The organism is Mesorhizobium sp. M0909, from assembly GCF_040319515.1.
Taxonomy (GTDB): Bacteria; Pseudomonadota; Alphaproteobacteria; order Rhizobiales; family Rhizobiaceae; genus Mesorhizobium.
In genome coordinates this window covers 67,854-79,701 of sequence record NZ_JAMYOA010000022.1, presented here as the reverse complement: position 1 = coordinate 79,701, position 11,848 = coordinate 67,854, and the positions used below count along the sequence as shown (strand labels likewise).

At 63.7% G+C, this 11,848-nt stretch carries 14 protein-coding genes; 8 read left to right on the top strand and 6 right to left on the bottom strand.

Annotated features, from left to right (window positions below):
* Positions 1-25: 25 nt before the first annotated feature.
* The 3 genes from NKH83_RS26525 to NKH83_RS26515 form a co-directional block, all read right to left on the bottom strand.
* Complete coding sequence (locus NKH83_RS26525; protein ID WP_352808101.1) at positions 26-1,027, bottom strand: LLM class flavin-dependent oxidoreductase; 1,002 nt, start codon at positions 1,025-1,027, stop codon at positions 26-28.
* Positions 1,028-1,182: 155 nt separating this feature from the next.
* Positions 1,183-2,343 (bottom strand): AI-2E family transporter, encoded by a 1,161-nt coding sequence (locus NKH83_RS26520; RefSeq protein WP_352477022.1) that lies wholly within the window; start codon positions 2,341-2,343, stop codon positions 1,183-1,185.
* Between the two features lie 133 nt (positions 2,344-2,476).
* Positions 2,477-3,538 carry an LLM class flavin-dependent oxidoreductase gene (locus NKH83_RS26515; protein ID WP_352808100.1) on the bottom strand — a complete coding sequence of 354 codons (1,062 nt, stop codon included), beginning with the start codon at positions 3,536-3,538 and terminating at the stop codon, positions 2,477-2,479.
* Positions 3,539-3,767: 229 nt separating this feature from the next.
* On the opposite strand from NKH83_RS26515, the gene NKH83_RS26510 reads away from it, so the two are divergent.
* Positions 3,768-4,196: a DUF6481 family protein gene (locus tag NKH83_RS26510; RefSeq protein WP_023718183.1), complete on the top strand. Its 429-nt coding sequence runs from the start codon at positions 3,768-3,770 to the stop codon at positions 4,194-4,196.
* A gap of 169 nt (positions 4,197-4,365) precedes the next feature.
* On the opposite strand, the gene NKH83_RS26505 is transcribed toward NKH83_RS26510, so the two are convergent.
* Positions 4,366-4,491, bottom strand: a complete 126-nt coding sequence (locus NKH83_RS26505) for a hypothetical protein (protein WP_013528464.1) — start codon at positions 4,489-4,491, stop codon at positions 4,366-4,368.
* A gap of 216 nt (positions 4,492-4,707) precedes the next feature.
* Here NKH83_RS26505 and NKH83_RS26500 point away from each other — a divergent pair, with 216 nt between their 5' ends.
* The 3 genes from NKH83_RS26500 (at position 4,708) to NKH83_RS26490 (ending at position 7,089) form a co-directional block, all read left to right on the top strand.
* A complete protein-coding gene (locus NKH83_RS26500) occupies positions 4,708-5,517 on the top strand; it encodes a transglutaminase-like domain-containing protein (protein ID WP_254815869.1) in 810 nt (269 codons plus the stop codon).
* A 122-nt stretch (positions 5,518-5,639) separates the two neighbouring features.
* A complete protein-coding gene (locus NKH83_RS26495; protein ID WP_352477025.1) occupies positions 5,640-6,605 on the top strand; it encodes a cation diffusion facilitator family transporter in 966 nt (321 codons plus the stop codon).
* 79 nt (positions 6,606-6,684) lie between these two features.
* Positions 6,685-7,089 (top strand): GFA family protein, encoded by a 405-nt coding sequence (locus NKH83_RS26490; RefSeq protein ID WP_352477026.1) that lies wholly within the window; start codon positions 6,685-6,687, stop codon positions 7,087-7,089.
* A 45-nt stretch (positions 7,090-7,134) separates the two neighbouring features.
* Here NKH83_RS26490 and NKH83_RS26485 read toward each other — a convergent pair whose 3' ends face one another.
* On the bottom strand, positions 7,135-8,397 hold the full coding sequence (locus NKH83_RS26485) for a DNA recombination protein RmuC (protein WP_352808099.1): 1,263 nt from the start codon (positions 8,395-8,397) through the stop codon (positions 7,135-7,137).
* Between the two features lie 103 nt (positions 8,398-8,500).
* On the opposite strand from NKH83_RS26485, the gene def reads away from it, so the two are divergent.
* From def to truA, 4 genes are read left to right on the top strand one after another with little or no spacing between them, the layout of a single operon-like run.
* The gene (gene def, locus NKH83_RS26480) at positions 8,501-9,031 is read left to right on the top strand and encodes a peptide deformylase (RefSeq protein WP_352800851.1); all 531 of its coding nucleotides are present in this window, start codon (positions 8,501-8,503) and stop codon (positions 9,029-9,031) included.
* Between the two features lie 16 nt (positions 9,032-9,047).
* Entirely contained in the window at positions 9,048-9,977 is a 930-nt protein-coding gene (fmt, locus tag NKH83_RS26475) for a methionyl-tRNA formyltransferase (RefSeq protein ID WP_352808112.1), read from the top strand.
* Positions 9,974-10,483 (top strand): GNAT family N-acetyltransferase, encoded by a 510-nt coding sequence (locus NKH83_RS26470; protein ID WP_254815873.1) that lies wholly within the window; start codon positions 9,974-9,976, stop codon positions 10,481-10,483. Before fmt ends, NKH83_RS26470 begins: the two co-directional genes overlap by 4 nt.
* Positions 10,484-10,501: 18 nt before the next feature.
* Complete coding sequence (truA, locus tag NKH83_RS26465) at positions 10,502-11,257, top strand: tRNA pseudouridine(38-40) synthase TruA (protein ID WP_352808098.1); 756 nt, start codon at positions 10,502-10,504, stop codon at positions 11,255-11,257.
* Here truA and NKH83_RS26460 read toward each other — a convergent pair.
* On the bottom strand, positions 11,239-11,847 hold the full coding sequence (locus tag NKH83_RS26460; protein ID WP_254815875.1) for a transporter: 609 nt from the start codon (positions 11,845-11,847) through the stop codon (positions 11,239-11,241). The two genes, truA and NKH83_RS26460, sit on opposite strands and share 19 nt — an antisense overlap.
* Between the last annotated feature and the right edge of the window lies 1 nt (position 11,848).

Below are 11,848 nucleotides of genomic sequence, written 5' to 3'. Positions count from 1 at the left end.
ACTGTGGCAAGTGGCGAACCAACTCTCAGGCAGCTTCCGACAGCGATTTGTGAGCGTCGGCCAGGATCTCGAACGAGCGCACCCGCGCCGCATGGTCGAAAATCTGCGCTGTGACCATCAGCTCGTCCGCGCCGGTGCGGCGCACGAAGGCCTCGATGCCTTGCCTGACCATTTCGGGAGAGCCGACGACGGCGCAGGAAAGCGCTTGGCCGAGCATGGTCTTGGCCATTGGATCGAGGTCGCGCTCATATCCTTCGACTGGCGGCGGCAATCGGCCGGGCCGGCCGGTGCGCAGATTGACGAAGGCCTGCTGCAGCGAGGTGAACAGCAGCCGCGCCTCGGCATCGGAAGGAGCGGCGAAGACATTGAGGCCGAGCATCACGTAGGGCCTGTCGAGCTGCTCCGAAGGCTGGAAACGCGAGCGGTAGATCTCCAGCGCATGGTCGAGCTCGGCCGGCGCAAAATGCGAAGCGAAGGCGTAGGGCAGGCCGAGCATGGCGGCAAGCTGCGCGCCGTAGAGGCTGGAACCGAGAATCCAGATCGGCACCTTTTCGCCCTCGCCGGGCACCGCGCGGATGCGTTGGCCGTCTTCGGCCGGCTGGAAGTAACCCATCAGCTCGACGACGTCCTGCGGGAAATTGTCGGCGCCAGCATCGAGGTTGCGGCGCAGCGCCCGTGCCGTGGCCATGTCGGTGCCGGGCGCCCGCCCGAGGCCGAGATCGATGCGACCGGGATGCAGAGCGTTGAGCGTGCCGAATTGCTCGGCGATGACCAGCGGCGAATGATTGGGCAGCATGATGCCGCCGGCGCCGACGCGTATCGTCTTGGTGCCGCCGGCCACATGGGCAATGACCACCGAGGTGGCGGCGCTGGCGATGCCCGGCATGTTGTGATGCTCAGCCAGCCAGTAGCGCTTATATCCCAGCCGCTCGGCATGGCGGGCGAGATCGAGCGAATTGGCGAGTGACTGCGAAGCGTTGCTGCCTTCGACGATCGGCGACAGGTCGAGAACGGAAAGAGCGGTCATCGGCGCGGGGTTTCCTGTGGGCCGAACGGATGTAGGAAGCCGTTGCCGAGGCGGCAAATTCAAAATGTTGATTGAGCACTGCAGGCACAACGGACGTGCCACCGATGCAAGGTCGTGATCCGCCCCAATCGGGGGACGTTTTTGACCTTAAGCCGCTACTTTTTCGCCTCGTGAATTTCTTCGTCCTCGATCACCGCCGTATGCTGCGCCGCGAGGAAATTGCCGACATGACTGAGGCCGTCGAAATGATCGCAGAACACCTTGATGACGACCAGCAGCGGCACCGCCAGCAAGGCGCCGACGAAACCCCACAGCCACGACCAGAAGGCGATGGCGATGAGGATCGCCACAGCGTTGATCTCGAGACGGCGGCCGACCACCGTCGGCGTCACGAACTGGCCTTCGACGACATCGCACATAAGGACGAAGGCCGGCGCCAGCAGCGCATAGGAAATCGTGTCGAAGCTGATCAGCGCGATGATCGTGACCAGCGTGATGGTGGTCAGCGCCCCGATATAAGGCAGGAAATTGAGCAGAGCCGCTGCCGCGCCCCAGACCTGCGCGTTGGGCACGCCGAGCGCCCAAAGGCCGAGCCCGATGACAATGCCGAGACATGTATTGATGACCGTGACGGTAAGCAGATAATGCGAGATTTCACGTTCGACGTCGTAGACGACGCGCAGCGCCCGCTTCTTTTCGCTGAGACTGGGGAAGGACTGGACGATCTTTTCATAGAACATCGTGCCCGAGGCGAGCAGGAACAGCGACAGGACGAAGACGATGGTAACGCTGACGCCAGCCGACAGCACATTGCCGGCCGCCTGCGAGAGAATACCGGATGGCGCCATCGCCACCCTCTGAACGCCCGGCTCCTGGGAAGTCTGTGTCAGGCCCTCGATCTGGCGCGAAATCTCCACGATCCGTTCGAACGGACGGCGCAATTGTGCCAGACGTTCGGTAAGCTGCTGGCCGATCGTGGAGGTGTTGTTGATGAGGTCGATGACCGGGCCGCTGAGCAGATATCCCGCGACGGCGACGAGGCAGAACGAAAGCAGCACCAGCAGTGTCGCCGAAATGACATCGGGCATGCCATGCTTGCGCAGGAAGCGAACGATCGGCGTCAGCGTCAGCGCCAGCAGGAAAGCCAGAATGACCGGCATGAAGAAGGCGCGGGCGAAGTAAAGCGCGTAGATCGCCATAAGGATGAAGATGCCGACGAGCAGCGAACGCATCAGATGCGCATCCGCCCGTGCCTCGACGCGCGGATCCGGGCTTTCGGCAGCGCTTGCGCCCGAAGCGGCGGGTTCGGCTTTCATTCTGACCCTCGGCGGCACACCGCGATTGGTGCAGACCGTTGGCGAAAACGCCTCTGTCGCTTCAAGGTTCCGTTAGCCGGCGTCACCGGCAAGGCCGCCTCGCGGCCTTGCCAATGAATCAGGTGACTGGGAATCAGGCAACCGGTGCCGCCACGGCGGGAACGGCCCTCGCAGTTTCCCGGCGCACGATCGGCGCCACCTTGGTGCCGTAGAGTTCGATGGCCTTCATCACCTTGGCGTGCGGCATGGTGCCGATCGCCATTTGCAGCAGGAAGCGGTCGTTGCCGAATATCCTGTGCTGGGCAATGATCTTCTCGGCCACCTGTTCTGGATTGCCGACGAACAGCGCGCCGTTTGGGCCGCGCGATTGGTCGAAATGCGCCCGCGATGTCGGCCCCCAGCCGCGCTCGCGGCCGATACGGTTCATCACCTCGGCCTGCGGCCCGTAAAAATCGTCGGCTGCCTGGTCCGTGCTGTCGGCGATGAAGCCGTGCACGTTGAGACTGGTGGCAAGGCTTGCCGGATCGTTGCCGGCGCGTCTGGCTGCATCCCTGTAGATGTCGAACAGCGGTGCGAACCGCGCCGGCTCCCCGCCGATGATCGCCAGCGCCAGCGGCAGCCCGAGCACGCCGGCGCGAGCGACGGATTGCGGTGTTCCACCGACGGCGATCCAGATCGGCAATTTGTCCTGCAAGGGCCGGGGATAGACGCCGCGATCATTGATCGGAGCGCGCAGACTGCCCGACCAGGTCACCCTGACATGATCGCGGATGGCGAGCAGCAGGTCGAGCTTCTCGGCAAAGAGCTCGTCATAATCTTCGAGATTGTAGCCGAACAGCGGAAACGACTCGATGAACGAGCCGCGCCCGGCCATGATCTCCGCCCGGCCGCCGGACAGAAGGTCGAGGGTGGCAAACTGCTGGAAGACGCGCACCGGATCGTCGGACGACAGCACGGTCACAGCGCTGGTCAGCCTTATGCGCCTGGTTCGTTCGGCCCCCGCCGCCAGTGCCACCGCCGGAGCGGAGGCAGCGTAGTCGGGACGGTGGTGCTCGCCGAGACCAAAGACGTCCACCCCGACCTGGTCGGCGAGCTCGATCTCCTCGATCAAATTGCGCAGCCGCTCGTGCGCACCGATCGCACAGGGACCCGGTTCCGGGCTTACGTCGGCGAAAGTGTAGAGACCGAGTTCCATAGTGTGTCATCCCAGCGTTTGTCCTGGCGCTGCAGGTAGCGATCAGTCCGCCGCCCCGCCAGATGCCTAGATGGTGAACAGTGCGGGTGCCTTTCAGCCGAATTCAATCGAAATGGCGTCTCCCGGCTGCAACAGATCAGAATTTCATGGCTGGCATACCGTTTTGGCGCTTGAACTCTCGGTTTTCACGCGTATGTAAGCCTCGCAAATTGACTTCAGGGAAGTGGACTTGGCTATCTATAGGGAAAAAGACGTTTTCGAGCGGCGCAATGCCGCGAACGAGGCAAAGAAGGCGCTTCTGGAGCGCTTCAAGGCAAAGCCGGCGGCAGATGATCCAGCGGTGCTGGCACGACAGGCCGAGCGCAAGGCGATCCTCGAGGCCCGCGCGATACGCGAGGCCGAAAAGGCCAGGCTGAAGCAGGAAAAGCTGGCGCGCGAAGCGGCCGAAAAGGCCGAGCGCGAGGCAGCCGCCGAAGCGGCACGCATCGCCGCCGAAGAGGCCGCACAGGCCGAAGCGAAGATCCGGGAAGCTGAAGAGAACGAGCGCATCGCCCGTTTTCTTGCCGACGAGGCCGAACGCAAGGCCAAGCGTGACGCACGCTATGCCGCGCGCAAGCAGCGCACCGGCAGGACGCCGCCCGGCTTCTCCGCGCGATAACGCCTCCGGCACTGATTCAAGCCATCGGAACGCTCCGTTTCGATGGCTTTCGGCCGATTTCTTGAATGCGTGAAATCTGTCTTCGCCGCATCGATAGGGGATGCGCGCGAGCTTAATGAACAATCATGCCGGCCGCGTTTGCGGCCGGTCGAAATAAGCCGAAACGGCCCTACTTGTCCTTCAGCTTCATCGCCTTCACCGGCGGTGCCTTCAGGGCCGGCGCCGGAGCGGGTTTCTTCGCGTCCTTCTTCGGCTTGCGGGCTTCCTTGCCTGCCTTCATCGCACCCTTAGCCATGATTCGTTCCTCCAGTTGATGTCTGGCGAAGTGAAACAAGAGAACGCGCTCGACTGCAAGAGGCCGCTGCCGTGCAGTCGCCCTGGCCGATGGCTGTCAACCGGTTTCTAATTCCCTCGTAAACCGCAGCGGTCCGTGCCAAGGTCTTCTTCGCACTGCAGCATCAGCCCTCGCGTTTCGCCGGCTGATGATCAGGCAGGCCGGTCAGGGACGACAATGCGGATCCACATCGGTTGCCAGATGAGCTTCGACTTCCCGCAGGAAACACCGCTGATCGCGATGCTAAATGTCCATTATTCGCGCGCATCCGATCTTGAGCGGCCGGACTTCCTGACGTCGAACCCGCCGGTGCCGATCGAGAGCTACCGCGACAGTTTCGGCAATTGGTGCAACCGTCTCGTTGCGCCGGCCGGGCGCTTTGCCTTCGGCACCGACGCGGTCATCCGCGACCCCGGCTCCTTCGAGACGCGCGAGCTGACGGCGTGGCAGCACGAGGTGCGCGATCTGCCGTCGGAGACGCTGCTGTTCCTGCTGCCCAGCCGTTATTGCGAGAGCGACGTGCTGTCGAATGAAGCGTGGCGGCTGTTCGGCAGCACCCCGCTCGGCATTCCGCGCGTCCAGGCGGTCTGCGACTTCGTCCATAACCACATCGTCTTCAACTATTTCAATGCACGGCCGACGCGCACCGCCGCCGAGGCCTATCGCGAGCAGAGTGGTGTGTGCCGCGACTTTGCTCACCTCGCTGTTGCCTTCTGCCGCGCCCTGAATATTCCAACCCGCTACTGCACCGGCTATATCAGTGACATCGGCCTGCCAAAGCCGTGGTCGGACATGGATTTCGCCGCCTGGATGGAGGTCTATCTCGGCGGCCGCTGGCACGCGTTCGACCCGCGCAACAACGCGCCGCGCATCGGCCGCATCCTGATTGCTTCCGGGCGCGATGCCGCTGATGTGCCGCTGACCCACATTTTCGGGCCGGGCGCGCTGGCTGGCTTCAAGGTCTGGACGGACGAGGTCGTCGAATAGCCCCGCGCCGCCCTTTTGGATAACTGACCTCGTGAACAACTCGGCGCTTCAGGCGTTGTGAGAGCTGTGGAGCGTGGGCGGGCGCTCCGCCAATCTCGGTGCATCAACCAAGGCAGCACACCGTGGCGGCGCATGGCGGGTCGAAAAAAGTGATCTATGCGGCGCTCGCCGGAAATCTTGCGATCGCACTGACCAAATTCGCCGCTGCCTTGTTCACGGGCAGCTCGGCAATGCTCTCGGAAGGCGTCCACTCGCTCGTCGATACCGGCAATGGCAGCCTGCTGCTTTACGGCATGCACCGCGCCGCGCGCCCGGCCGACCGTACGCATCCGCTCGGCCATGGCCGCGAGCTGTACTTCTGGAGCTTCATCGTTGCGCTCCTCGTTTTTGCACTGGGCGCCGGCATATCGTTCTACGAAGGCGTGACGCACATCATGACGCCGGAGCCGATTGCCAACGCCAAGGTGAACTACGCTGTCCTTGGCCTTTCCTTTCTCTTCGAAGGCACCTCTTGGCTGGTGGCGCTGAAGGAGTTCCGCCACCAAAAAGGCAGCCACGGCTGGCTCGAGGCGGTGCAGCTCAGCAAGGATCCGAGCGTCTACACCGTACTCTTCGAGGACAGCGCGGCACTTCTCGGCCTCGTTGTCGCCTTCGCCGGCATATCGGCGGCGGAACTGCTGGACATGCCGAAGCTCGACGGCGCCGCGTCGATCGGCATCGCGCTGATCCTGGGCGCAACCGCGATCTTCCTGGCGCGCGAAAGCAAAAGCCTGCTGCTCGGCGAGCCGGCTTCGCCCGAGGTGCAAATGAAAGTATTGGACATCGTCCAGCAGGACCCGGCGGTGCAGCGGGCGAATGGCGCGCTGACGCTGCATATGGGTCCGCAGGAGATCGTCGCCGCTCTGAGCATCGAGTTCGAGGACCACTTGTCGGCGCCCGAGATAGAGACCTGCGTCGAACGCCTTGAGACGCGGCTGAAAGCGGAGATGCCGGAGGTGACGCGGCTGTTCGTCAAGCCTCAGACCACCGGCACCTGGGAACGCCGGAGCAAGGCCTTGGCGGGGGCATCCGGACAAGAACCGGCCTAAGGAAAATGGCTTGAGGAAATCGATGCGCCGTCGGGCAGTCCCGGCTATGATCGCAGGCAAAAGCTCGGGAGGAACGAAGATGAAAATCGACGGCGGGTGTCATTGCGGCGCCATCACTTACGAGGCCGAGGTTGATCCGGAAAAGACCACCATTTGTCACTGCATCGATTGTCAGAAGCTAACCGGAACGGCCTTTCGCGTCACCGTGCCGACGTCCGAGGACAATTACAGGATCACCAAGGGCAAGCCGAAAATCTACATCAAGACCGGTTCGAGCGGCGCCAAGCGCGCCCAGGCGTTTTGCGGTGAGTGTGGCTCGCATCTCTACGCCACGTCGGCGGGCGAGGGACCGAAGGTTTACGGCATCAGGGTCGGCACGGCACGGCAGCGCGAGCAACTGGTGCCGAGAAAGCAGATCTGGCATCGCTCGGCGCTGCATTGGCTGCCGGAATTCGAAGGCACCACCATCATCGAGGAGCAGTAGCGCCAGACCGGGGCGAAGCGCTCGCCTCCGGTTCCGGCGTAGCTCTCAATCGTCGCCTTCGACGACCCTTAGCCTCAATTGCCCGGTTTTCGAATCGGCGACACGCGCGCTGCTTTCCGCTTTTGCTCCGCTGCCATTCGAACCAGCGGTATCCTCCGCCGGCTGCACGCCAAACTCCAGCGCCTCGATCTTTTGTCCGCGCCGGGTCACCTTCGATGTCGAGACAAGGATGTCCTCGATATCCTTGGCCGATTGACCGAAATGCGTCTGCAATTTGCGCACCCGCTCGTCGAGCCGGGAAACATCTTCCATCAGCCGGATGACTTCGCCCTGGATCAGGTGCGCCTGCTCGCGCATGCGTGCATCCTTGAGGATTGCCTGGATGACCTGGATCGACAGCATCAAAAGCGATGGCGAAACGATGACGATCCGCGATCGATGCGCCTTTTGGACAACGGCCTCGAAATTCTCATGGATTTCGGCGAACACCGATTCCGAGGGCACGAACATGAAGGCGGTGTCCTGCGTCTCGCCCTGGATCAGGTATTTTTCGGAAATATCCCGGACATGCACCTCGATGTCGCGGCGGAAAGCCTGTGCGGCGGACTTCTGCAGGTCGGCGCCTTCGGCGGCACGGATGGCGTTCCACGCCTCGAGCGGAAACTTTGCGTCGATGGCAAGTGACGGCGCGCCGTTCGGCATCTTCACCAGGCAGTCGGGCCGGCTGCCATTCGACAAGGTCGCCTGGAATTCATAGGCGCCGTGCGGCAATCCGTCGGCGACGATGGCCTCCATGCGCGACTGGCCGAAGGCGCCGCGCGTCTGCTTGTTGGAAAGGATCGCCTGCAATTGCACGACCTGGCCGGCCAGCGACTGGATATTGCCTTGCGCGATATCGATAACCGCCAGCCGTTCCTGCAGCTTGGCGAGGCTCTCATGCGTCGATCTCGTCTGCTCGGTCATGGTCTGGCCCAGGCGGCCGGTCATGGCATCGAGGCGCTGGCCGATCGACTGGGTCAGTTCCGCCTGGCGCGCCCCGAACACTTCGGCGATGGCGCCCATGCGGCCCTGCATTTCCGCCTGGCTTGCCAAGATGCCGGCCATCCGCAGCTCGGCGTCACGGGCGTGGTCGGCGGCTTCGGCGGCCGCCACTGCACGCGCCTTGGCCGATCGCCAGAGCGCAACGACGAGCGCCACGAACAGTCCAAGGAATAGCATTGCGCCGAAACCCAGGGCTTGGCCGAGCGTGAGCATGGTGGCGCCGAGGCGGGCGACAGGTTCGGACAGGATGGTGGCCAGATCGTTCATGCCGACAGCATAGATGATTCGGTCTGCCGGCACAGATCAAAACGTGAACGACCCGAAGCCGTCCCGGTTGACGCTTTTCCTGCGAGGTCTTAGGTGAGACGCCATGTCGATCAAGCCTCTTATCATCCTCCCCGATCCCGTCCTGCGCCAGGTTTCAAAACCGGTCGAGCGTGTCGATGGCGATTTGCGCAAACTGGCCGGCGACATGCTGGACACCATGTATGACGCGCCCGGCATCGGCCTCGCAGCGATCCAGGTCGGCGAACCCTTGCGCATGCTGGTGATCGACCTCGCCAAGGAGGACGAGACGCCGGCACCGCACGTCTTCATCAATCCCGAAATCCTCGAAAGCGCCGACCAGCGTTCGGTCTACGAGGAAGGCTGCCTGTCGATCCCTGACTACTACGCCGAGGTCGAGCGTCCGGCGGCGGTGCGGGTGAAATATCTCGATCGCGACGGCAAGCTGCAGGAGATCGAGGCCGAGGGGCTGATGGCGACCTGCCTGCAGCACGAGATCGACCATCTCAACGGCGTGCTGTTCATCGACCACATCTCAAAACTGAAGCGCGACATGGTGGTCAAGAAGTTCAAAAAGCTCGCCAGGGACAAGGCGCCGGGCAAGATGGTGGGGTAGGGGTCGACGAATGCCCCTGCGTGTCATCTTCATGGGTACGCCCGAATTTTCCGTGCCGACGCTGCGGGCGATTGCCGGGGCCGGGCACGGGTTGACCGCCGTCTATACGCAGCCGCCGCGCGCCGGCGGCCGGCGCGGGCTCGAGCTGACGCCGTCGCCGGTGCAGCGCGAGGCGGATCAGTTGGGCGTCGAGGTGCGGACGCCGGTGTCGCTGAAGGGCGAGGCGGAGCAGGAGGCGTTCCGCGCCTTGCGCGCCGATGTCGCCGTGGTCGTCGCCTACGGGCTGCTTCTGCCCAAACCCATTCTCGAGGCGCCGCGGCTCGGTTGCCTCAATGGCCACGCATCGTTGTTGCCGCGCTGGCGCGGCGCTGCCCCTATCCAGCGCGCCATCATGGCCGGCGATACCGAAACGGGCATGATGGTGATGCGGATGGAGGAAGGCCTCGACACCGGGCCGGTGGCAATGGTTGAAAAATGTCCGATTGGACCCGACATGACGGCCGGCGATCTGCACGACCGGCTGATGGTCCTCGGTGCTGCGCTGATGGTGCAAGCGCTGGAACGGCTGGAACGAAATACGCTGACATTTACCACACAGGCGGAGGTGGGGGTGACCTACGCCAAGAAAATCGATAAATCGGAGACTCGCATAGACTGGCTGCGACCTGCCGGCGACGTGCACAACCAGATTCGCGGCTTGTCGCCCTTTCCCGGTGCATGGTGCGAGGCCGAAATCGGCGGCCGTGTAGAACGGCTGAAACTGCTTCGCTCGACGCTCTCGCAAGGCGCCGGCGAACCGGGAGGAATTCTCGATGACCGGCTGACGGTCGCCTGCGGGTCAGGCGCGATCAGGCTGGTCGAAGTTCAACGTGCGGGCGCAAGGCCCATTGCCGCGCAGGAGTTTCTGCGCGGGGCCAAGCTCGAAAAAGGAATGAAATTGTCATGAGCATGATGTCCATACGCGCGGCGACGCCGCGGGACCGCGAGGCGATCCGCCTTGTCGAAGAACACGCATTCGGCCAGCAGACGGAGGCCGGACTGGTCGACGCGCTGGTCACCGGCGGTGATGCCGTCGTCGAACTGGTGGCGGACGAAGACGGGCAAGTGGTCGGGCATATCCTGTTTTCACGGCTGTTCGTGCAGAATGGCGGCAAGAGCTTCCCGGCGGTGGCTTTGGCTCCTTTGGCGGTCGAGCCGTCGTTCCACGGCACCGGCATCGGCGGTGCGCTGGTCCGCGAGGCGCATATCCGCCTGAAGGCTGCTGGCGAGACGCTCGCCGTGGTGCTCGGCGATCCAGCTTACTATGGACGTTTCGGTTACAGCCGCGCCCGTGCAGCGAAATTCGAGAGCGAGTACCAAAGCGAGGCTTTGCAGGCGCTTGCCTGGGGCGAGGCGCCGGAGACCGGCAGGCTGGTCTACGCCTCGGCCTTCGGCTCAGCCCTCGCCGCCTGATTTCGCTTCGATCCGGGAATGCCGCGTTTTCGCCTCGACATCGAATATGACGGCAGTCTCTTCGCCGGCTGGCAGCGCCAGGCCAACCAGCCTTCGGTGCAGCAGGCGATCGAGCAGGCGATCGAGAAGTTCTGTGGTGAGCAGGTTTCGCTGCGCGCCGCCGGCCGCACCGATGCCGGCGTCCATGCGACCGCTCAGGTGGCGCATGTCGATCTGATCAAGGCATGGCCCGGCGACAAGGTGCGCGACGCCGTCAACGCGCATCTGCAAGCGGCCAAGGCGCGCATCGCCGTCCTGAAGGCCGCCGCCGTGCCGGATAGCTTCGATGCGCGTTTCTCGGCGATCGGCCGCCATTACCTCTACCGCATCGTCAATCGCCGCGCGCCGGCGGCGCTCGACAAGGGCAAGATCTGGTGGGTACCGAAGCAGCTCGATGCCGGTGCCATGCACGAAGCGGCAAAGGTGCTGCTTGGCCGGCATGATTTCACCACCTTCCGCTCGACCCAGTGCCAAGCCTCCAGCCCGGTCCGCACGCTCGACCGGCTGGATGTCAGCCGGGCGGGCGATTTCATTGAGGTCCGCGCTTCGGCGCGCTCATTCCTGCACAACCAGGTGCGCTCTATGGTCGGCTCGCTCAAACGCGTCGGCGAAGGCGGCTGGACTGTTGCCGACCTCAAGGCGGCGCTTGAGGCGCGCGACCGTGCGGCCTGCGGTCAGGTGGCGCCGCCCGACGGGCTGTTTCTCGTCGGCGTCGATTATCCGACGCCTGGCTGATCCGGAACGCTGATCCCGAGCAGCGCCTGCAGTCCGAACAGGACGATCAGCGACGCCACGAACATGCCGGCAAAAACGGCGCTGCCGACCGCCGCACCCCTGCCGATCGCAACGTTGGTCATCCGCCAGGTCAAGACCATCGACAGCGCGAACAACAGCAGCGACACGAGTCCGGAGACTTCGTTGGCCGACGTCAGGAAAAGCCGGATCAACGCCGATGGCAGCATCATCCAGGCGATGATCGCCGAGGCCCAGTTGCTGGCCACGACATAATGGACGAAACGGCCGCCGACGCCGACCCGCGGCGCCACCAAGGCGAGGCCTATGAGCGGCAGCACCCAGGCGCCGATATCGACGGTGGCCAGGCGGATCAACATGCTGAAACGGCCGACGAATGCGTTGGGGTCGCCGATCTCGTTGGCAATACCGACCCAGCCGACGATCAGTGCCGGCGCCGCGACGACGATGGCAAAAAAGGAGTTCCAGAATCCGTCCGCCGAAAGGTCGAGCAGGCGAAATCCGTCGGCCTTGCCGAGCATCAGCCGCCAGGCACCGGCAAGCGAAGCGTAGGTTTCATCCGCTGAAAGCATC